This is a genomic window from Nicoliella lavandulae (assembly GCF_037546185.1).
In the GTDB taxonomy this organism is placed as follows: domain Bacteria; phylum Bacillota; class Bacilli; order Lactobacillales; family Lactobacillaceae; genus Nicoliella; species Nicoliella lavandulae.
The window spans coordinates 1308851-1332069 of the sequence record NZ_JAWMWH010000001.1 but is presented as its reverse complement, the minus strand read 5'-3'; the positions used below and the strand labels follow the sequence as shown (position 1 = coordinate 1332069).

The 23219-nt window shown below is 38.3% G+C and carries 17 protein-coding genes; all 17 read left to right on the top strand.

Annotation, left to right across the window (positions count from 1 at the left end; genetic code table 11):
* Positions 1 to 55: 55 nt before the first annotated feature.
* The 17 genes from R4146_RS06060 (at position 56) to R4146_RS05980 (ending at position 23067) form a co-directional block, all read left to right on the top strand.
* Positions 56 to 4381 (top strand): PolC-type DNA polymerase III, encoded by a 4326-nt coding sequence (locus tag R4146_RS06060; protein WP_339960528.1) that lies wholly within the window; start codon positions 56 to 58, stop codon positions 4379 to 4381.
* 115 nt (positions 4382 to 4496) lie between these two features.
* Positions 4497 to 4973 (top strand): ribosome maturation factor RimP, encoded by a 477-nt coding sequence (gene rimP, locus R4146_RS06055; RefSeq protein WP_339960527.1) that lies wholly within the window; start codon positions 4497 to 4499, stop codon positions 4971 to 4973.
* Positions 4974 to 4990: 17 nt separating this feature from the next.
* Positions 4991 to 6088, top strand: a complete 1098-nt coding sequence (nusA, locus tag R4146_RS06050) for a transcription termination factor NusA (RefSeq protein ID WP_339960526.1) — start codon at positions 4991 to 4993, stop codon at positions 6086 to 6088.
* Positions 6089 to 6112: 24 nt separating this feature from the next.
* Positions 6113 to 6409 carry an RNase P modulator RnpM gene (gene rnpM / locus R4146_RS06045; RefSeq protein WP_339960525.1) on the top strand — a complete coding sequence of 99 codons (297 nt, stop codon included), beginning with the start codon at positions 6113 to 6115 and terminating at the stop codon, positions 6407 to 6409.
* Entirely contained in the window at positions 6402 to 6707 is a 306-nt protein-coding gene (locus tag R4146_RS06040; RefSeq protein ID WP_339960664.1) for a L7Ae/L30e/S12e/Gadd45 family ribosomal protein, read from the top strand. The genes rnpM and R4146_RS06040 overlap by 8 nt, the downstream gene beginning before the upstream one ends.
* 14 nt (positions 6708 to 6721) lie before the next feature.
* The gene (infB, locus tag R4146_RS06035; protein WP_339960524.1) at positions 6722 to 9040 is read left to right on the top strand and encodes a translation initiation factor IF-2; all 2319 of its coding nucleotides are present in this window, start codon (positions 6722 to 6724) and stop codon (positions 9038 to 9040) included.
* A 23-nt stretch (positions 9041 to 9063) separates the two neighbouring features.
* The gene (gene rbfA / locus R4146_RS06030) at positions 9064 to 9420 is read left to right on the top strand and encodes a 30S ribosome-binding factor RbfA (protein WP_339960523.1); all 357 of its coding nucleotides are present in this window, start codon (positions 9064 to 9066) and stop codon (positions 9418 to 9420) included.
* A 96-nt stretch (positions 9421 to 9516) separates the two neighbouring features.
* Positions 9517 to 10428: a tRNA pseudouridine(55) synthase TruB gene (gene truB, locus R4146_RS06025; protein WP_339960522.1), complete on the top strand. Its 912-nt coding sequence runs from the start codon at positions 9517 to 9519 to the stop codon at positions 10426 to 10428.
* A 13-nt stretch (positions 10429 to 10441) separates the two neighbouring features.
* Positions 10442 to 11380, top strand: coding sequence for a riboflavin biosynthesis protein RibF (gene ribF / locus R4146_RS06020; protein ID WP_339960521.1), 939 nt, complete (start codon positions 10442 to 10444; stop codon positions 11378 to 11380).
* A gap of 92 nt (positions 11381 to 11472) precedes the next feature.
* A complete protein-coding gene (gene hrcA / locus R4146_RS06015; protein ID WP_339960520.1) occupies positions 11473 to 12510 on the top strand; it encodes a heat-inducible transcriptional repressor HrcA in 1038 nt (345 codons plus the stop codon).
* Between the two features lie 19 nt (positions 12511 to 12529).
* Positions 12530 to 13105 (top strand): nucleotide exchange factor GrpE, encoded by a 576-nt coding sequence (grpE, locus tag R4146_RS06010; protein ID WP_339960519.1) that lies wholly within the window; start codon positions 12530 to 12532, stop codon positions 13103 to 13105.
* 25 nt (positions 13106 to 13130) lie between these two features.
* The gene (gene dnaK, locus R4146_RS06005; RefSeq protein ID WP_339960517.1) at positions 13131 to 14996 is read left to right on the top strand and encodes a molecular chaperone DnaK; all 1866 of its coding nucleotides are present in this window, start codon (positions 13131 to 13133) and stop codon (positions 14994 to 14996) included.
* Between the two features lie 113 nt (positions 14997 to 15109).
* Positions 15110 to 16291, top strand: coding sequence for a molecular chaperone DnaJ (dnaJ, locus tag R4146_RS06000; protein ID WP_339960516.1), 1182 nt, complete (start codon positions 15110 to 15112; stop codon positions 16289 to 16291).
* A gap of 114 nt (positions 16292 to 16405) precedes the next feature.
* On the top strand, positions 16406 to 18241 hold the full coding sequence (gene lepA / locus R4146_RS05995; protein ID WP_339960515.1) for a translation elongation factor 4: 1836 nt from the start codon (positions 16406 to 16408) through the stop codon (positions 18239 to 18241).
* A gap of 166 nt (positions 18242 to 18407) precedes the next feature.
* On the top strand, positions 18408 to 19667 hold the full coding sequence (locus R4146_RS05990; RefSeq protein ID WP_339960514.1) for a uracil-xanthine permease family protein: 1260 nt from the start codon (positions 18408 to 18410) through the stop codon (positions 19665 to 19667).
* Between the two features lie 121 nt (positions 19668 to 19788).
* Positions 19789 to 20763, top strand: a complete 975-nt coding sequence (locus tag R4146_RS05985; protein WP_339960513.1) for a hypothetical protein — start codon at positions 19789 to 19791, stop codon at positions 20761 to 20763.
* Positions 20764 to 20778: 15 nt separating this feature from the next.
* Positions 20779 to 23067, top strand: a complete 2289-nt coding sequence (locus R4146_RS05980) for a CDP-glycerol glycerophosphotransferase family protein (RefSeq protein WP_339960512.1) — start codon at positions 20779 to 20781, stop codon at positions 23065 to 23067.
* Positions 23068 to 23219 lie beyond the last annotated feature (152 nt).

The window sequence follows — 23219 nt, the reverse complement described above, 5'->3', positions numbered from 1 at the left end:
ACAGGGCTGGTATTCATCAGCCCTGTTTTATTGCTGATTAAGGGGGATTAAATAATTGGATAAACATGAATTATTTAACAAGCTGTTGAGCCAATTGGAATTATCCGACCATCAAAATGATGAATGTTTTGATGGCGCACGAATTGATCAACTAGATATTCATAAACAAACCCATGCGTGGCATTTTAAGCTACATTTTAAAGAACAATTACCATTTAACGTGTTCAACGACTTTGTTCATCGACTGTTAACTACCTTTAAGCCATTGGCTAATGTGAGTTTTGATATTACGGTAGACCAACCTAAGTTAAATAGCCATTTAATTAAGGCGTATTGGGATTGGGTCGTTAATAATAGTGGGATTAACTCGGTCATGGTTAAACAAATTTGTGATACGAGTGTGCCATCTGTTGATAATAACCGGGTTAATTTAGTCGCTGAAAATGATATCGTAAAAGATTTTCTAGTTAACTCAGCGCTTGGACCCATCGAAGATACTTACCATCGATGCGGATTCCCTGAATTTAATATTCATACATTTGTTGATCAAAATGAAACCCAGGCTAAAATTCAAGAGTTTAAAAATAATAAGGCTGAAAATGATGCTAAAATTGCACAAAAGGCAATTAATGCCATCAAAGCAGCAAATGAAAAACGAGCTAATAGTCCTAAGGCAGCACCTAAAAGTAATGGACCAGTTTTATTTGGTAAGGCCATCAGTGCTGATGCCGAAATTACGAAGTTGGTTGATGTGAACCAAGAAGAACGTTCAGTGGTGTTAACGGGATTCGTTTTTGATAAGGAAATTCGCTCATTACGGTCTGGACGGCAACTTTTAATCATTAAAATTACTGATTTTAGTTCATCAATCGTAGTTAAAAAGTTTTCACGGAACGAACAAGATGAAGCGCAATTTGAAGCCATCCAAAAGGGCAGTTGGCTTAAATTACGCGGAAGTGTTCAAGAAGATAACTTTACCCATGAACTAACAATGAATGCGTTTGATATTAATACAGTCAAACATGAAGAACGTAAGGATACAGCTGAGGAAAAACGAGTTGAATTACACTTGCATACGAACATGAGTCAAATGGATGCAATCGATGGAATTGATGCTTATGCTAAACGGGCTAAACAATGGGGGCACTCAGCACTAGCAATTACCGATCATTCTGCACTACAGGGCTTTCCAGCTGCATATAGCGCTGGCCAGAAAAACGGCTTAAAAATGATTTACGGGGTCGAAGCTAATGTAGTCGATGATGGAATGAAGATTGCATTTAATGATGCCCATACGCCACTAAAAACGGCTACTTACGTTGTTTTTGATATTGAAACCACAGGACTGTCTGCCATTTATGATAAGATTATCGAAGTATCAGCGGTTAAGATGGTCCACAATAACGTTGTAGATCAATTTGAAGAATTTATTGATCCAGGCTTTGACTTGAGTGAATTTACCACTAATTTAACATCCATTACTGATGACATGGTGCGTGGTTCTAAGAGTGAAGCTGAGGTATTAAAGGCCTTTAGAGAATTTTGTGGTGATGCAATTGTAGTTGGGCATAATGTTACGTTTGATGTTGGCTTTATGAACGTAGGATATGAGCGACTAGGAATGGATCACATCCCAAATCCGATTATTGATACGTTACCGTTAGCCCGATTCCTGTATCCGAACTTAAAGAGTTATCGTTTAAACACCCTAGCTAAAAAGTTTGATGTGAACTTGGAACATCATCACCGGGCCGTTTATGATGCTGAAAGTACCGGGCACTTAAATTACATCTTTGTCAAAGCAGCTGAAGACCGGTATGGAATTCAATATCATGATCAATTGAATCAGCATATGACTGAACATGATGCGTATAAACACGCTCGGCCATTTCATGTGACATTACTAGCACAGACGCAAGCTGGCCTTAAAAATTTATTTAAGTTGGTATCATTATCCAATGTTAAGTACTTTTATCGGGTCCCGAGAATTCCACGAAGTCTCCTTACTAAATATCGTGAAGGAATTTTAGTTGGATCAGCTTGTTCTTCTGGGGAAGTATTCATGGCAATGCTGCAAAAGGGGATGGAAGAAGCTCGAGAAAAAGCCAAATTCTATGATTATCTCGAAGTACAACCCCAAGCTGACTATCAACCAATGCTTGATTCTCAATTAATTCATGATCGTGATCATCTTCATGAAATTATCGGCAATATGGTTCAGTTGGGGAAAGACTTGGATAAACCAGTAGTTGCAACTGGGGATGTCCATTACTTGGATCCGCATGAATATATTTATCGTAAGATTTTAATTCATTCGCAAGGTGGTGCCAATCCATTGAATCGGCAAACGTTACCAGAAGTCCACTTCTTAACGACCGATGAAATGCTAGCTGACTTTAGTTACTTAGGCGATGAAGATGCCCATCAAATCGTAGTTACCAATTCTAATCAAGTTGCTGATATGATTGATGACGATATTCGACCAGTTAAAGATAAGTTATATACACCGCACATTGATGGTGCCGAAGAAGAAATAAAAAACTTAACGTATACTAAAGCGTATGATTACTACGGTGATCCCCTGCCAGACTTAGTTAAAAAGCGGATTGATCGAGAATTGAAAAGTATCATTGGAAATGGATTCTCGGTTATTTATTTAATTGCGCAAAAGTTGGTGTTTAAGAGTAACAAGGATGGTTATTTAGTTGGCTCTCGTGGGTCAGTTGGATCGAGTCTAGTTGCTACCATGGCTGGAATTACTGAAGTGAATCCATTGCCACCACATTATCGTTGTCCAAAATGTAAGTATTCTCATTTCTACACTAAGGGTGAATATTCATCTGGATATGATTTACCACGAAAGAAATGTCCAGAATGTGGAACTGAAATGATTGGTGATGGCCAAAATATTCCGTTCGAAACGTTCCTAGGGTTTAAAGGAAACAAAGTTCCAGATATTGATTTGAACTTCTCGGGTGACTATCAACCAATTGCGCATAATTATATGAAGGTCTTGTTCGGTGAAGACAACGTTTATCGAGCTGGAACAATTGGAACGGTTGCTGACAAAACGGCATATGGTTACGTTAAAGCATATGAACGAGATACTGAACAAAATATTCGATCAGCAGAAGTGGATCGATTAGCACAGGGTGCTGTGGGGGTAAAGCGAACTACCGGACAACATCCAGCCGGGATTATTATCGTACCAAGTGATATGGATATTTTTGACTTTACGCCCATTCAATATCCGGCCAATGACCAACAAGCAGAGTGGGAAACTACACACTTTGATTTCCATTCAATTCACGATAATATCTTAAAGATGGATATCTTAGGGCATGATGATCCTACGATGATTAGAACGCTCCAAGATTTATCTGGGGTGGACCCTCAAACGATTCCTATGGATGACCCCGGGGTGATGTCGATTTTCTCTGGGACCGATGTATTAGGGGTTACGCCCGAACAAATTCAATCTAAGACGGGAACGCTTGGGGTTCCAGAATTTGGAACTAAGTTCGTACGGGGGATGTTGGAACAAACACATCCCGAAAACTATTCTCAATTGCTACAAATTTCCGGACTATCACATGGTACCGACGTATGGTTAGGGAATGCCGATGAAATTATTAAAGAAGGAACCGCTACGATTGCTAACGTAATCGGATGTCGGGACAATATTATGACCGATTTAATTAACTGGGGACTTGATTCTGAAACATCATTTCAAATCATGGAATCAGTTCGGAAAGGTCGTGGTATTTCTGATGAATGGCAAGCTAAGATGCGTAGCACCAATGTGCCAGAATGGTATATTGAGTCCTGCTTAAAAATTAAGTATATGTTCCCACGGGCCCATGCGGCAGCCTATGTTTTGATGGCTTTACGGGTGGCATACTTTAAAGTTTACTTTCCAATCGTATACTATGCAGCATACTTTTCGATTCGGGCGGATGACTTTGATATCGTGGCAATGGCCAGTGGTAAGGAATCCGTTAAAGAAACAATGAAAGCGATTCAAGATCAAGGCAATGACGCATCAGCTAAGGATAAGAATTTATTAACGGTGCTGGAATTGGCTAATGAAATGCTAGAACGGGGTTTTGAATTCGAAATGATTGATTTAAATCGATCTGATGCTGATAAGTGGTTAATTGAGGATAATAAACTATTAGCTCCATTTAGATCGATTCCGGGATTAGGCTTAAACGTTGCTAAACAAATTGTAGCAGCGCGTGAAGATAAGGCGTTTATTTCTAAGGAAGATCTTGCTAAACGGGGAAAGGTGTCCAAAAAGATCATTGACTTTATGGATGAAAATGGAGTCCTAAAGGGCTTGCCAGATGAGAATCAACTAAGCTTGTTCGACATGCTTTGATTTGAGTTTTAACCACAAATATGGTATATTTAATTAAGTAATTAATACTCGTTGAAAAGAGTGAGCAGGGATGCTCACTCTTTTTATTGGATTTTATAGGAGGTATGCATACAAATTGAGTAACGTTCCTGAGATTGTGAAAGACGTCTTAACACCGATTTTAGATGAACATCATTTCGAATTGTTTGATGTTGAATATGTTAAAGAAAGCCAAAAATGGTATCTACGGGTTTATATTGATAAGCCTAAGGGAATTACAATTGAAGATTGTGCAATCATTAGCGATCAATTAGGTGAAAAATTAGATGCAATGGATCCTGATCCAATTCCACAAGCATATTATTTAGAAGTATCATCGCCAGGTGCTGAGCGGCCCTTGCGAAATCAACAAGAAATTGAATCAGCAATTGGTAGTTACATTCATGTTTCCTTATATTATCCAATCAAAAAGAATAAGGTATATGAAGGAACTTTAAAACAGGTAAATGATAATCAAGATTTAGTAATTGAATACAATGATATGAGTGTATTTAGAGAATTAGAAATTCCTGCAAAGGCAGTTGCTAAGATAAGACTTGCAATCAAGTTTTAATTTAAAGGAGAATCATAATGAGTAAAGAACTGTTAGGCGCTTTTGATGCCTTAGAAAAAGAAAAAGGGATTAAGAAAGACGCGATTATTGAAGCTTTAGAAGCAGCATTGATTTCTGCTTATAAGCGAAATTATGGTCAATCACAAAATGTAGATGTAGAATTTGATGGTAAGAAGGGCGACATCCATGTTTATGCTGTGAAAAAGATTGTTGATGTCGTTGAAGACCCACAAACTGAATACAGCATTAAAGATGCCATGCAAATTAGTCATGGTTATGAAGTTGGCGATGACATTAAGATTGAAGTGACCCCTAAAAACTTCGGTCGAATTGCTGCCCAAACTGCTAAACAAGTTATTATGCAACGAGTTCGTGAAGCTGAACGCGAAATGGTTTATAATCAATTCAGTCAATACCAAGATGAATTGATCACAGGAGAAGTGGAACGTTCTGACAACCGGTTTGTATATATTAACTTAGGTAAGGTTGAAGCTGTAATGCCAGTTAGCAACCAAATGCCAAATGAGGAATACCGTCCACAAGATAAGGTTAAGGTATATGTTACTAAGGTCGAAAATGCTGCTAAGGGACCACAAGTCTTCGTTAGTCGGACTGCCCCTGGCTTATTAAAGCGGTTATTTGAACAAGAAGTTCCTGAAATTTATGATGGAACTGTAGAAATCGTTTCAATTGCCAGAGAAGCCGGTGATCGGGCTAAGGTAGCTGTTCGTTCCAATAATCCTGATATTGATCCCGTTGGGACTACTGTAGGACCAAAGGGACAACGGGTTCAAACAATCGTCAACGAATTAGGCGGCGAAAACATGGATATCGTTGAATGGACCGATGATAAGGCTCGCTTTATCGCTAATGCCTTAAACCCTTCTGAAGTAGTTGACGTTATTTTCGATCCTGAAAATGAACAAGCATGTACCGTAATCGTTCCTGATTACCAATTATCATTGGCAATTGGAAAGCGTGGTCAAAATGCACGGTTAGCTGCTAAATTGACTGGATTTAAGATTGATATCAAGTCTGAATCTGAAGCTGGCGATAACATCTATGGAGCTAGTGATGCTGCTGAAGATGCTGATAATGATGAAAACGAAGACTAATAGTCGTTAATGGGGGGATTTATTATGCGTCGTCGAAAGATTCCAATGCGAAAAGACATTGTTACTGGCGAAATGGCTCCTAAGAAGGAATTAATTCGAGTGGTTCGCGATAAAGAGGGCAATGTTAGTATTGATAAGACTGGTAAACAATCCGGTCGGGGTGCTTACATCTCAATGGACGTTGAGATCGCTAAGCAAGCTAAAAGTAAAAAGACTTTTAATAAAGTGTTTGAAGTGGATGTTGATGATCAATTTTATGATGAATTAATTGCATATACTGACCATGAACAAGCCCGGAAGAAATTATTTGAAAATGACTAATCAACAACAATTTTTAAATTTAATTGGTATTGCCAATCGAGCTGGTAAGGTAGTGACTGGCTCTGACATTATTTTAAACGCAATTAAGAAACGACAAATTAGTTTCTTAGTGATCGCAAGCGATACCGGAAAATCAACTACCAAGAAGTTTATTGACAAGGCCCATTCATATCAAATTGATTATGATGATTCGATTACCAAACAAGCTTTGAGTGATGCAATTGGTAAACCGCGTACAATGGTGGGAATTGCAGATCGAGGCTTTGCTAATAAACTACGTGAAATAAAATCTAATTAAAGGATAGTGATCGTATGGGTAAAAAGCGTATTTATGAATTAGCTAAGGAGCTCAACGTTACTAGTAAGCAACTAATTAATAGTGCTAATAGTAAGGGCATTTCCGTTCACAACCATATGTCAACGATTGATGCGGAACAAGAAAAACAAATTAAGGCTTCATTGAAGAGTGGTAATAACAATCAACACCGTTCAAGTGCACACACTAACAGTGCTCGACCACAAAGCAATAATCAACATCGGTCAAATTCGCATTCGAACAATGGGAAGCCACAAAATAACAATCAACACCATAACAATGGGGCTAATAACAAGCCTCACCAAAATAGTAATGACCACCGTTCCAATAACAATAGTAAGCCAAACCATAATAACCAATCCAATGGTGGCAATCGGCCTACTAATTCTAATAATGGAAATGGTGGCAATTCGAACGGATTCCACAACAAGAATAACCGTAAGAATAAAAAGAAGTTCAACAAGCGAAACAACAGCTTTAATAAATACACTAAGAATCAACGGATTCGTCAAATTCATAAGCATAAAGAAGCACCTAAACGTAAGGATCATCCACTTCCAAAAGTGCTTGAATATACTGATGGGATGAACGCCCAAGAAATTGGAAAGGCATTGCACAGAGAACCAGCTGAAATCGTTAAGAAGTTATTTATGTTAGGGGTAATGGTTAACCAAAACCAATCCTTAGATAAAGATACGATTGAATTATTAGCCACTGACTATGGAATTGGGGCTGAAGAAAAGCAAGAAGTGAATGTATCTGATTTGGATAAGTTATTCGAAGAAGAAGAACACAACACAGCTTATTCTGAAGAACGGCCACCAGTGGTTACGATTATGGGACACGTTGATCATGGTAAGACAACGTTACTTGATTATCTTAGACATTCTCATATTACATCTGGTGAAGCTGGTGGAATTACCCAAGGAATTGGTGCCTATCAAGTTAAACATGATGGCAAGACGATTACCTTCTTAGATACACCAGGTCATGCTGCCTTTACTGCAATGCGGGCTCGGGGTGCTGACATCACTGATATCACTATTTTAGTGGTTGCTGCTGATGATGGAGTAATGCCTCAAACCGTTGAAGCAATTAACCATGCTAAGGCTGCTAAGACACCAATCATCGTTGCCATTAACAAGGTTGATAAGCCCGGTGCTAATCCAGACCACGTTACCGAACAATTAAGTAACTATGGATTAATCCCAGAAGACTGGGGTGGCGATACGATCTTTGTTAAGATTTCTGCTAAGTTTGGAACGAACGTGGATGAATTATTGGACATGATTCTATTACAAGCAGAAGTGATGGAATTAAAGGCCAACCCACGGCAAAATGCAGCTGGTTCAGTAATCGAAGCCCGGCTTGATCGTGGAAAAGGAACGGTTGCAACCCTGTTAGTTCAACAAGGAACCATGCATGTTGGGGATCCAATCGTGGTTGGTGATACGTTTGGTCGGGTTCGGACGATGGTCAATGAACACAACCAAGATGTAAAGGAAGCAACCCCATCTACTCCGGTTGGAATTACCGGGTTAAATGATGTTCCAGAAGCCGGTGACCGGTTCGTGGTCTTTAATGATGAAAAGACTGCCCGGGCAGCTGGTGAAAAACGGGCTCAAGAAGCGCAAGAAAATGAACGGCGTCAAACCCACCACGTTACGCTTGATAACTTGTTCGATTCCCTTAAGGAAGGTGAAATGAAACAAGTTGATGTTATCATTAAGGCGGACGTGCAAGGTTCTGTAGAAGCGTTAGCATCTAGCTTACAAAAGATTGATGTGGAAGGCGTTAAGGTTAACATTATTCATACTGGAGTTGGTGCCATTAACGAAAGTGATGTGGCATTAGCAGAAGCAAGTAACGCCATTATTATTGGATTTAGCGTTCGGCCTACGCCACAAGCAAAGGCCCAAGCTGAAACCGATAATGTTGATATTCGACTTCACCAAGTTATTTATGATGCAATTGATGAAGTTGAATCAGCAATGAAGGGACTTCTTGAACCAACTTATAAGGAAGAAGTTACTGGTCAAGTTGAAGTTCGTGAAATTTATAAGGCTTCTAAAATCGGAACGATTGCTGGTGGAATGGTCACTAGTGGTTATATTGGCCGTGATAGTAAGGTCCGCTTAATTCGTGATAATGTGGTTATTTTTGATGGCGAATTAGGTAGTTTGAAACGGTTCAAGGATGATGCTAAGTTTGTTAAACAAGGATTTGAATGTGGTTTAACAATTGAAAATTATAACGACATTAAAGTTAATGATGTTATTGAAGCTTATGTAATGAAAGAAGTTCCAGTCGAATAAATCGATCAAGGAGTTGAATTAACATGGCACAATATCGAGTAGGTAGACTACAACAAGAAATTCAAAGAGAAGTTAACGACTTACTATTAAAAGAAGTTAGAGACCCTAGAGTTAAAGGGGTTACCATTACTGGTGTTGACGTAACTGGTGATCTTCAACAAGCCACCATTTTTTACAGTATTTTATCTGATAAAAAGAGTGATGAAGAAAACACGCAAAAGGGCTTAGACAAGGCCACTGGAATGATTCGCAGTGCATTAGGAGCCCGGTTACGGAATGTTTACAAAACACCAGAAATTCACTTTGAACTAGATGATTCCATTCAATATGGAAGTAAAATCGATCAACTAATTAATAAGTTACAACGTGAAGATCGTTAATTTAAGAGGGTAGATAATAAATTATTTGTTATCTACCCTTTTTTGTGTAAAATTGCTGAATTGTACTAATTTAAATGATAAGGGGCGTTTTTAACCATGAACGGAATTATTCCATTAAATAAAGCACGTGGCATGACGAGTTTTGATTGTGTCCGGAAGTTACGAGGAATTTTAAAGACTAAAAAGATTGGCCACAGTGGCACCTTAGATCCAAACGTGGATGGTGTGTTACCAATTTGTGTGGGGAATGCAACGAAAGTAGTTGATTTCTTAATGGACTCAGGTAAGGTCTATCGTGGCGAAATTACCCTTGGCGTTTCCACCACCACTGAGGATCTAGACGGTGAAATCGTTGACCAAAAGCCGATTACCACACCATTTAGTTTAGAACAAATTAATCAAGCAATGCAGTCGTTAGTTCAACCAGCATTGCTACAAATTCCACCAATGTATTCTGCCGTGAAGGTTAACGGGCGACGTTTATATGAATATGCAAGGGCAGGCGAGACAGTCAAACGACCTGAAAGACATGTTCGCATTGATTACTTTAAGATTACCGCCCCAATTGAATATGATGCTGATCGACAGGTTCAACGGATTCAATTTGAAGTTGGTTGTGGAAAGGGAACGTACGTTAGAACTCTTTCCTTTATGGTTGGTAAAATCTTAGGGGTCCCGGCAGTAATGTCTGACTTGACCCGGATTAAAAGTGGTGGTTTTACTTTAGCTGAAGCCTATTCATTAAGTGATGTTGAAGCAGCAATGAAGGCGGGTCAAATTGATAAGGTCCTATTTCCAATTGACCATGCATTAAGTTCATTTCCTACGGTCGATTTAAGTGATGCTGATTGGAAAATTGTGCAAAATGGTGGATTTTTGGCCCCACAAAATATTAATATAAGGGATGAACAAGTCGCATTACGCTATCAGGGTCAAATCAAAGCATTATACTACTTCAATGCGGCCCAAGGCGTTTATAAACCATTAAAAATGTTTAGTGTGAATTAATAGGAGATTAAGTATGGAAATTTATGAAATTCATCACCCAATGAAAGATCCAAACTTTACGGATCCAGTGGTATTAGCCATGGGCTTTTTTGATGGATTGCATCGGGGACATCAAAAGGTAATTGAAACGGCTAAACAAATTGCTCGTAAAAAGGGGGTAAAGTTAGCTGTCTTAACCTATGATCATCACCCATCAATTGTTTATGAACAATTGGATGCTCGTGATCAAAAATACCTAACGTTAAATGATCATAAAATGGATTTATTATCTGATATGGGCGTTGAGATTGTATATCAGGTTAGTTATACCTATGCTTTTCAAGCCCAATCTCCACAGGAATTTGTTGATAATTATCTATGTCAATTTAATGCTGTAACCGTAGTGGCTGGCTTTGATCATACCTACGGAAGTGGCCAACGAGCTAATATGCACTTATTACCGCAATATGTGCAAGATCGTTTTGAAGTGGTGGAAGTTCCATCATATGATTTAGATGGTCAAAAAGTTAGCTCAACAAGGGTGCGACGGAACTTAGATGATGGCCATATTGCAACAGTCAATGAGTTATTAGGGCGTCCATTCGTAACTAGTGGAACGGTAGTGCATGGTTTTGCTCGAGGCCGTGAATTAGGGTTTCCAACTGCTAATATTGAACATGACGAAAAACAATGGCTGCCTACGATTGGTATCTATATCGTTCGAATGAAGATCGGTGATCAATGGTATGGCGGGATGGCTTCGATTGGCAGAAACGTTACATTTGGTGATTCGTTTAAAGTGACTGTTGAAATTAATTTATTTGATTTCGATCAAAACATTTACGGTGAAGTGGTCGATATTGAGTGGCTATACTGGACTCGTGGTGAGGTTAAATTTGATGGCGTTGAAGCATTAATTGAACAATTAAAAGCTGATCAAAAGACGGCTGAACATTTTTTAAGTAATTTGTGAGTGTCTTTCTTGACTTATAAATCTCCCTTTGGTACATTATATATGTAGCTTAGCACTTGAAGGGTATGAGTGCTAAAAAGGAGTGATTATTAATGCTTACTGAACGTCAGGGTTTGATCCTATCTGGAATTATTAAGGATTATACCCAGTTAGGAACGCCAGTTGGCTCTAAAGCATTAGCTAATCAACTTCCATTTCACGTTAGTTCAGCTACGATTAGAAATGAAATGGCCGTGTTAGAAGCAAATGGATTAATTGAAAAGACTCATTTGTCTTCTGGACGGGTTCCATCAATTAATGGCTATCGTTATTATGTCGATCATCTAAATCTTTCTAAGGTAAATACCATGGATGATTTAGCGGTGATTCATAAGGCGTTAGATATGAATTACCATAAAATTGACGAACTAGTTCAACATTCGGCTAATATCCTTTCTGATTTGACTAACTACACTGCTCTGACTTTACAGCCAGAACAGGCAACGAGCAGGCGCTTGAAGGGATTTCGATTGGTTGCTTTAGGGGATCAAAATGTGATGGCAATCTTAGTCACTGATAATGGTGATACTGAGACGGCGCAATTTAAGATTCCAACTGGAGTTACTGGTGATCAATTAGAATCGGTAGTAAATCTCATTAATGACCAATTAGTGGGTCAGCCACTATCGGTTGTGTTAAAAGAATTGAAGTCAAAAATTCCAAAAGAAATTAGTAAGTACTTGCGTTCACCGGATTCATTTATTGATACGTTGGATCAAGTATTGACGCGTGCAACTCGTGACCGACTGTACATTGGCGGTGAAATGAATTTATTAAGTTTTACCGATCAAAGTAATATCAGTTATCTAAAGCCCCTTTATTCTATGTTGAATCAATCTGGTGAAATATCAAAATACCTAGGTCATTCTGATCATGGAATTTCGGTCCAAATTGGCTCTGAAATGAGTAACAAATTATTACGTAACTACAGCGTAATTACCGGGACTTATGATGTTGGTCAATATGGTAAGGGAATGATTGCTGTGTTAGGTCCAACTAGAATGCCTTATTCCAAGGTAATTACATTGGTGAGTGCATTTAGAGAAGAGATTGCAAAGCGTTTGTTAGGCTACTATAAAGAAAATAAATAACTAATAAGGAGGGTTTTGTTTGGCATCTAAGAAAGAACAAGATGAACAAAAACAAAGTTCTGCAGCAGCTACTGAAGCTAAGGTAAAACAAGCAGAAGCTAAGGATGTTGAAGCGGATGCAAATGCTGAAGCGAAGGAATCTGAAAAGCAAATTATCGATCTTAAACGTCAATTAGACGATATGGAAGATAAGTACTTGCGGGCGGCTGCGGAATTAAAAAACGTTCAAAACCGTGCTAAGAAAGAACAAGCAACACTCTTGAGATATGATGGGCAAAAGTTAGCTACTAACATTTTGCCAATTGTTGATAATTTGAATCGAGCTTTACAAGTAAAGGTCGATGATAAGAGTGGTCAACAATTAAAGCAAGGGGTTGAAATGGTTGCTAAGCACCTTGAAAAGGCCCTTAGCGACAGTAACATTGAAGTACTTGATGTTGATGGTAAGGAATTTGATCCTAACTTCTGTCAAGCAGTTCAAACGGTTCCAGCCGACAATGATCACCCAACTGATCATGTGGTTGAAGTATTGCAAAACGGCTATAAGCTAGCTGATCGAGTTATCAGACCTGCCATGGTAGTCGTTGCAAAATAATCTAAAAAGTGAGGTAAATTAAATTATGGCTAGTAATAAAATTATTGGAATTGATTTAGGAACTACTAACTCAGCAGTTGCTGTGCTAGAAGGTGACGAACCAAAGATTATTCCTAATCCTGAAGGTTCAAGAACGACTCCTTCAGTCGTTGCATTTAAAGATGGTGAAATTCAAGTTGGTGAAGTTGCTAAACGGCAAATGATTACCAACCCTAACACTATTTCATCAATCAAGAGTCACATGGGTGACAGTAACTACAAGGTTGATGTTGATGGCAAGAGCTACACTCCACAACAAATTTCTGCAATGATTCTTCAATACATCAAGAAGTTTGCTGAAGATTACATTGGTGATACAGTTGATAAGGCTGTTATTACGGTTCCTGCTTACTTTGACGATGCACAAAGACAAGCTACTAAGGATGCCGGTAAAATTGCCGGATTAGACGTTAAGCGGATTATTAACGAACCTACTGCAGCTGCTTTAGCATACGGACTTAACAAAAAGGATAACGACCAAAAGGTATTAGTATACGACCTTGGTGGTGGTACTTTTGATGTTTCCGTTCTTGAATTAGGTGACGGTGTATTCCAAGTTCTTTCAACTAATGGTGATACTCACTTAGGTGGGGATGACTTTGATAAGAAGATCATGGACTGGTTAATTGAAGGTTTCAAGAAGGAACACGGCATTGACTTATCCAAGGATAAGATGGCATTACAACGGCTTAAGGATGCTTCTGAAAAGGCTAAGAAGGACTTATCTGGAGTTTCTGAAACTGAAATCAGTCTTCCATTTATCGCATCTGGCGATGAAGGTCCTCTTCACTTAACTGCTAAGTTAAGTCGTTCTAAGTTTAACGAATTAACTGCTGACTTAGTTGAAAAGACTAAGGCACCATTTGATAACGCATTAAAGGATGCTGGTTTATCCACTTCTGACATTGATAACGTAATCTTAAATGGTGGTTCAACTAGAATTCCAGCCGTTCAAGAAGCTGTTAAGAGCTGGACTGGTAAGGAACCTAACCACTCAATTAACCCTGATGAAGCCGTTGCTGACGGTGCTGCTATTCAAGGTGGGGTTTTAACTGGTGATGTTAAGGATGTTGTTTTACTTGATGTTACGCCACTTTCATTAGGAATTGAAACTATGGGTGGTGTCTTCACTAAGTTGATCGACCGTAACACTACGATTCCAACTTCTAAGAGCCAAGTATTCTCAACTGCTGCTGATAACCAACCAGCTGTTGATATTCACGTCTTACAAGGTGAACGTCCAATGGCTGCTGATGATAAGACCCTTGGCCAATTCCAATTAACTGATATTCCACCTGCACCACGTGGTGTTCCTCAAATCGAAGTTACTTTCGATATTGATAAGAACGGAATTGTTAACGTATCTGCTAAGGATAAGGGAACTGGTAAGTCACAAAAGATTACCATTAAGGATTCCAATGGTCTTTCAGATGATGAAATCAACAAGATGATGGATGAAGCAAAGGCTAATGCTGATGCCGATGAAAAACGGAAGGAAGAAGTTGACTTGAAGAACGAAGTTGACCAATTAATCTTCCAAACTGATAAGACTTTGAAGGATGTTGATGGTAAGGTATCTGAAGATGAAATCAAGGGAACCAAGGATGCTGAAGAAGCATTGAAGAAGGCTAAAGAAGCTAACGACCTTGATGACATGAAGGCTAAGAAGGATGAACTACAAAAACAAGTTCAAGAATTAGCAACTAAGCTATACCAACAACAACAAACTCAAGGTGGCGCTGATGCTAACGCTAACGCCAATGGTGGTGCTAGTTCATCTAAGGATGATAACACTGTTAATGGTGACTTCCACGAAGTTAACGATGATGATAAAAAGGATAATAACAAATAATTATTCTAAATAAAGCGTTATCATATAAAAAGTCAAAGTCGCAGATGAGGCTTTGGCTTTTTATGGTATTATAGGGATAAACTAAGATTCAATACTATTCTAGGAGGTAAATAATGGCTGGTGAAGATTATTACAAAGTATTAGGTCTTGATCGTGACGCTAGCGATAAGGACATCAAACGAGCATACCGGCGCCTTGCTGCTAAGTATCATCCTGATGTTAACAAAGCACCTGATGCAGAAGAAAAATTTAAGAAAATTACAGAGGCTTACGAAGTATTAAGCAATGAGCAAAAGAAAGCAAACTATGATCAATATGGTTCTGCTGATGGTCCTCAAGGCTTCGGCGGCGGTGGTGGCGCCGGCGGCTTTGGTGGCTTCGGTGGCGGTGCCGGTGGTTTTGGCGGCGGTGGCTTCGATGACATCTTTAGCCAATTCTTCGGTGGCGGCGGGGGTCGTGCCCAAAACCCCAACGCGCCTACGCCTGGTCAAAATCTACAATATCAAATGAGCCTTAATTTTGATGATGCTGTATTTGGTAAGAAGACGACCATTAAATATGACCGTGAAGCTACTTGTAAGACTTGTGATGGGAGTGGCGCTAAGCCAGGCACTAAGCCACATACTTGTCAACGTTGTAACGGAAATGGTTACATTACAGTTGAACAAAACACCCCATTGGGTCGGATGAGAAGCCAACAAGAATGTCCAGTTTGTCATGGAACTGGTAAGGAAATTAAGGATAAATGTCCTACTTGTCATGGTGCTGGAAAGACGGAACAAAGTCATGAAATTGCGGTTACTGTTCCTGCCGGAGTGGATGACGGACAACAAATGCGCTTACAAGGCCAAGGGGATGCCGGTAATAATGGTGGCCCTTACGGTGATTTATTCATTGTTTTCGTGGTTAAGCCAAGTAAGTACTTCAAGCGTGAAGGTGATCGGTTAGTTTACAAGCAACCAATTTCATTTGCTCAAGCCGCACTAGGTTGTGAAATCAACGTTCGGGCATTAAATGATGATAAGAAGAACGAAGAAGGCCAAGTTAGCTTAAAGATTCCTGCCGGTACACAAACTGGAACTAATTTCCGGTTGAAGGGTAAGGGAGTCCCTAAGTTAAATAGTAATGGTCGTGGTGATGAAATCGTAACGGTTAATGTGGTAACACCAAAGGGATTGAACAAACGTCAAAAAGAAGCTTTAAAGGACTTTGCCGATGCTAGTGGTGAAGATATTAACGTAACGAAAAATCAATCATTCTTTGATAAAATGCGTGATAAATTCGAAAAGAAATAAAATTAAAAGCCAGCTTTGAAGCTGGCTTTTATTATATCTAAATTTGTTATCATAGCGCTAGATTGTTATAATTAATGAAACACTTATCGAAATAAAAAGGCAGGATTAAAAAATATGGATCTTAATGAAATGAAGGAACACCAAAAATATATCCGAAACTTTTCTATCGTTGCCCATATTGATCATGGTAAATCAACGCTTGCTGATCGAATTTTAGAGTTAACTGAAACGGTTGCTAAGCGTGATATGCGAAATCAATTATTGGATAACATGGAACTTGAACGGGAACGTGGAATTACGATTAAGCTAAATGCGGTTAAGCTAACTTATCATGCCAAAGACGGTCATGATTACGAATTCCACTTGATCGATACCCCAGGGCACGTTGACTTTTCCTATGAAGTTTCACGGAGCTTGGCTGCCTGTGAAGGGGCATTACTAGTGGTTGATGCAACTCAAGGGGTGGAAGCCCAGACCCTTGCTAATGTTTATTTAGCTTTAGATGATGATTTGGAGATCATTCCAGTAATTAATAAGGTGGACTTGCCATCTGCCCAAGTGGATGAAGTAAAATCTGAAATTGAAAATATGATTGGGATTGATGCTTCGGATGCAGCGCTTACAAGTGCTAAAACCGGACTTGGCGTGCCAGATTTATTAGAAAAAATCGTGCATGATATCCCCGCTCCTAGTGGGGATATCGATGCGCCACTAAAGGCATTGATCTTTGATTCGGTATATGATGATTACCGAGGCGTGGTGTTAAGCGTTCGTTTAGATGATGGTGTGGTCAAACCGGGGGATCGCATTCGGTTAATGAATAGTGGAACTGAATATGAAGTGACTGAACTTGGGGTTAATTCGCCGCATCCAGTGAAGCGTGATTATTTGATGGCTGGGGATGTTGGTTACATTACCGCTAGCATCAAGGATATTACGCAAACCCGAGTTGGGGATACCGTTACATTAGCGAATAATCCAGCCGAAAAGGCATTACCTGGCTATCGTGAAATGAATCCGATGGTTTATGCTGGATTGTATCCAACTGATAATGCTAAGTTCGGCGATTTACGGGAAGCACTTGAAAAGTTAAAGCTCAATGATGCTTCACTAGAATTTGAACCTGAAAATTCACAAGCGTTAGGGTTTGGGTTCCGATGTGGATTCTTAGGGCTACTTCACATGGATGTGGTTCAAGAACGACTAGAACGTGAATTTAACCTCGATTTAATTACTACGGCGCCTTCTGTTACTTACCATGCTTATACTAATGATGGTAAGGAAGTGGACGTGCATAATCCATTTGAAATGCCAGATGCTTCAACGATTAAGGAGATTAAAGAACCATTTGTTAAGGCTACGATCATGGTTCCAAATGATTACGTTGGAGCAGTAATGGAACTATGCCAAAAGCGGCGTGGTCAATTCGAGACAATGGATTATCTTGATGATACCCGGGTCAATGTGATCTATCATATGCCACTATCAGAAATTATTTTTGATTTCTTTGATAACTTGAAATCAAGTACGCATGGTTACGCATCATTTGATTATGAAGTTGATGAATACCAAGCTAGTGATTTAGTTAAAATTGATATTCTATTGAATGGTGATAAGGTCGATGCCCTTAGTTTTATTTCCCACCGTTCATTTGCTCCTAAGCGAGCACGAGAAATTGTTGAAAAGTTAAAAACAATTATTCCACGGCAAAACTTTGAAATTCCAATTCAAGCTGCCATTGGCGCAAAGGTCATTGCTAGAACTAACGTGAAAGCATACCGTAAAGATGTTACTGCTAAGTTATATGGTGGTGATAAGACTAGACGGATGAAATTATTAGAAAAGCAAAAGGCTGGTAAGAAACGAATGAAGGCGGTTGGAAAGGTAGAAATTCCACAAGAAGCTTTCATGGCTGTTTTAAAAACCAATGAAGATGAAGCCGAAAACTAATTGACATTTTAATCAAATTAAATTAATCTAAATATAAATAAGCGCTTTAATTAGTCCAGTGAGGCTAGAAGGTGGTTCGGATATCAATGTGCTCAAGTGTAGTGCAAAAGTCCCCATTAACTAGTCAGTTAGTGGGGACTTTTTTTGAAAGGAATTTTGAATTAAGATGAAGAATACATTTCACGATGATGATGCTGTTTTAGACGTTAACGATAAGCCGAAGTTGTTACCTTGGATTGGATTATCGTTGCAACACATGTTTTCAATGTTTGGTAGTACCGTAATTGTTCCACTGTTGGTGGGACTAAGTCCTAGTATTGCGCTGTTTTCATCCGGGGTTGGGACGCTGTTACACATTTTAATTACAAAACGTCAGATTCCAGCATATATGGGGTCTAGTTTTGCATTTATTGTACCAATGGCAGCGCTGATGAAAACGACTGGTTATCCGGGAATTGCTCAAGGAGTAGTAACCGTTGGAATCGTGTATTTGATCGTGGCTGCGATTATTGCATCGATTGGTAAGGATTGGTTAGATAAGGCATTACCACCAATTGTGGTGGGCCCAATTATCATGGTAATTGGGCTATCCTTAGCTGGTAGTGCAGCCAAGAATGCCATGATGAATAACAATCAATATGACATTAAATACTTTTTGATCGCATTGTTGACAATGTTTTTAGCGGTCTTCTTTAATCTGTATTTGAAGGGTTTTTTAGGATTAATTCCAATCCTATTAGCAATTGTCTGTGGCTATATTGTTTCCATTTTTGCGGGGCTAGTTGATGTTAGTAAGATTGCTAGTGCCCCTTGGTTTCAAGTCCCTCCATTTGAAATTCCGTTCGTGAATTACTCATTTCATTTAAATATCGGTGCAATCATTGCAATTGCACCAATTGCGTTCGTGACGATGACTGAACATATCGGGCACATCATGGTATTAGATGAGTTAACCCATCGTGATTATTTTAAGAATCCTGGATTAAACCGCACTTTAGCTGGGGATGGAGCTGCTTCAATCGCCGCAGGGCTATTAGGGGGTCCGGCGGTCACTAGTTATGGTGAAAACATTGGAGTAATGGCAATTACTAAGGTACACAGTGTTTATGTTTTAATGGGGGCAGCAATCTTTGCAATGATTTTTGCTTTTGTTAATAAATTGAATGTGCTAATTATGCAAATGCCTGCGCCCGTAATTGGTGGAATTAGTTTTCTATTGTTTGGTACGATTGCGGCTAGTGGAATTAAGCTGATGATTGAAAAACGAGTTGACTTAAACTTAAAACGAAATTTAATGATTGCTTCGATTATTTTAGTGATCGGAATTGGAAATGCCTATTTACAAATTGGCTCCTTTCAATTTACGGGACTAGCGTTAGCAACGGTTATTGGAGTTTCATTGAACTTAATTTTACCGCAAAAATAAATAGCAATAAGGGGCGATTAATTAATCGCCCCTTTTAGTTATCACTTTAAAAATTGCGGTAGTATAAAGATTCATTTATAATTAATACCAATGTCAAATTTCATAGTTTTAGGAGGCTCTTATGAAATTTATAATTAATATCTTGCCTAATGAACAATTAGACACTAATAATTTGATTAATTTTGTAAAAAATATTAATAACCAATCCCATCAAAGTGAAGTTGAGTTAGTACTACAAACAAATGCTCATTTTGATAATCGGATTTTGCAAACGATTCAAACCCATCAATTACCAATTGAAATAGTTGATTCAAAATCATCGATCGCAGTTAGTAAAAATAATGATACTTACTGGTTAAATGCAAGTGTGGGGGGTGCGTTATTACCAAATGCGATTATGCAATGGGAAAATACCCTGACCCAACATCCAACTGACTTGTTGTTTTTAAGATACTTTAACAATGACGAATCGATTACGCAGCAAATTGATCCATACTTATTCCGCTTAAGTGATGTTAATGTAAATACTTTAAAACGAATTTTTGACATTTCGGATAGTGTTGAATTTGATCAATTACCAATTCGTGAAAAGCTGCTTTTATTATTAGGGATGCAAAATTATTACCTTAATGATCGAAATAATCGTTATGCAACGTTTTTTAACGGTTTAGACTTACTAGGCCGTAATGTGATTTATCGGGTTAATGCAGATCAACTTGTTAATGCAAAACCATTACTAGCCCAGTTACTTTATGATTTAATTGAAAATGATGATTATGTGCGACTAAGTATGCCAACGATTGTATTGACCGATAATAATATTGAAGATGAAATCGAACGAATTTTACAACTGGTTGATAATCGTAATGCGATTTTTGATGAAAAAATTGCTCAATTTTATGGGCGTTCACTTGCTAATCGGATTGCTAAGGGGTATGGATTGATTTTAAATAGTAATCTAACCATTGCTGATAAACGTGATTTAACCCACCAATTAAAGACTGGCACAACAGATTTAGATGCTGATGTGCATAAAAAAATTCATAATCGGTTAGTTAAGCAACAAACTTTAGCATCAATTAATAAATTATTTTAGAAAGGAATTGGAATTATGAAATTTAGTATCATTACACCATGTAAGGTGGACGACCTGCCTAAATTAGATGAGTTAAAGGCTAATTTAGAATCACAAACTTTCCACCAATTTGAATGGATCATTGCATGTAATGGTTTTGATAATCATTTTGAAGAAACCCAATTTCCCATTCAAGTGGTTTCATATCAACCAAATACCATTGGGGCAGCTAGAAATGCGGCAATTAAAGCAGCAGTTGGTGATTACTTAGTATTCATTGATGCAGATGATTTTTTATTGCCAGATGCAATGAAAAAGCTAAACTACATGACACCACGGAATGAAGATACATTAATTGATTTGAATCACTATAAAACATATGAAACTCAACAGGCTTATTTGAAAGACCTTGCTATTAATGAGCATACCCCTGACTTCTTACCAGACTGGGGTGGCAGAAAGAAACGTAAACCCCGTAGCTACGCATTGAACTTTACTAGTGATAATCTTAAACACTTGAACTTGAATAAAAAGCAACAACATTGGCTTAAAAACAAGTATAAAGTGTATTCTGGAGAAACTAGATATGCATCGTTAAGAAAGCAATTGGTATTAGCTGGTAAAGTGATTAATCGTCACTTTGTGAATGCTCATCACCTGCAGTTTAATGAGTTAAATGATTTGTACTCTGACGTACAATTTATGATGGCAGTGTTAAATAGTACTAAGCGAGTGGTTTTGATTCAACAGTATCAGTATATTATGGTGTATCATAATGATCCCATCAATGATCCTTCAAATGCTCAATTGGTACGGGGCGATAGATGGCAAAAAATGGTCAGTGCATGGATTGATGGCTATCAAAACCTCACTAATGCTGAATTTAGATTAGCATTTGCTGAATACACGATTAGACGAATGAATCGTTACTTATACAATGCAATATTGAGTAATGCTGATTCTATTGATAATGTTGATGCAACGCTAAATATAGTTAGTAAATACCTTAACTTAATTGATAAACGGGCATTTAAGTCAGTTAACGTGCTTAGTCGACGGATTCTAAGTGCCATTGCTGATCATCAGTTTGGCGTGGCCCAAAAGCTAATGGCTTCCCTCGTGTTTGGTCGAAATGCACATCGCATTGTTAAAAAACGCGGTCGTGGAATCACGAAAGCATTGTACCAACTAGTATTCACCCATTTAGCAGTGAAACCAAATGTGATTTTTTATGAATCATTTTTAGGTCGAAATTATTCAGATAATCCCAAGTATATTTATGAATACATTCAAAAGCACTACCCAGGTAAATATCAACACATTTGGAGTGCCTCTGATCCACAAGTAAAGGATGCACTGAAAGATCAACCAGACACGCGAGTGGTGAAACGATTTGGCTTTAAGTATATGTACTATTTAGCAACCTCTAAATACCAGGTATTTAACTTGAGACAACCTCGTTGGTTCGTTAAACGGCGGGGTACTAAATTATTATCTACTTGGCATGGGACGCCACTTAAGCGTTTGGTATTTGATATTGATAACGTTGTGAATGCAACGCCAATGTATAAACGTAATTTCTACGAACAATCACGCCAATGGGATTACTTAATTGCACCAAATCAATTTTCTGCTGATGTTTTCAGTCATGCCTTTATGTATCCACAGGATAAGATGATTAAGTCTGGGTATCCTAGAAATGATATTTTAAGTGCGCCTGATCGGGATCAAAAGGCAATTGAGATTAAAAAACGCTTAGGGATTCCGTTGGATAAGAAAGTGATTTTATACGCACCAACATGGCGGGATGACGAACGGGCTAGCGGTAATGAATATAAGTTCCAGTTAAAGCTAAACGTTGCTAAATTACGCGAAAACTTTGGTGATGACTATGTTATGATTCTTAGAACGCATTACTTTATCACCGATCGAATCGATACTTCTACGTTTGGTGACTTTGTCTTTAATGAGTCTAACTATCAAGACGTCTCTGAACTATATCTAGCTTCAGACATCCTGATTACTGACTATTCCAGTGTGTTCTTTGATTATTCCATCTTAAAACGGCCTATTTTATACTTCGTTTACGATTATGATAACTATGCTAAGATTTTGCATGGCTTTTATCTTAGCATGCAAAAAGATTTACCAGGGCCATTGTTGAAGACCAATGATGAAATTGTGGATGCAATTAAGAACATCGATCAAATTGAACAAAAATATAAAGAACGCTACGCTAAATTTGATGAACGATTTAACAATTGGGAAAATGGTCATGCTGCTGAAAAAGTTGTGAATGTTTTGTTAGATAATTCCGATAAATAAATAATGATAACGGTTACTTTACTTAAAAAAGTCTGCAAAAAGGGTTGCTTTTTTGAGTAAATGTTATATAATTTATTTTGTTATGAATTTCACAATGAGTGTGAAATTATCATGTTTATTATAAATATTTTTAGTAAATATGTGGTTATTAA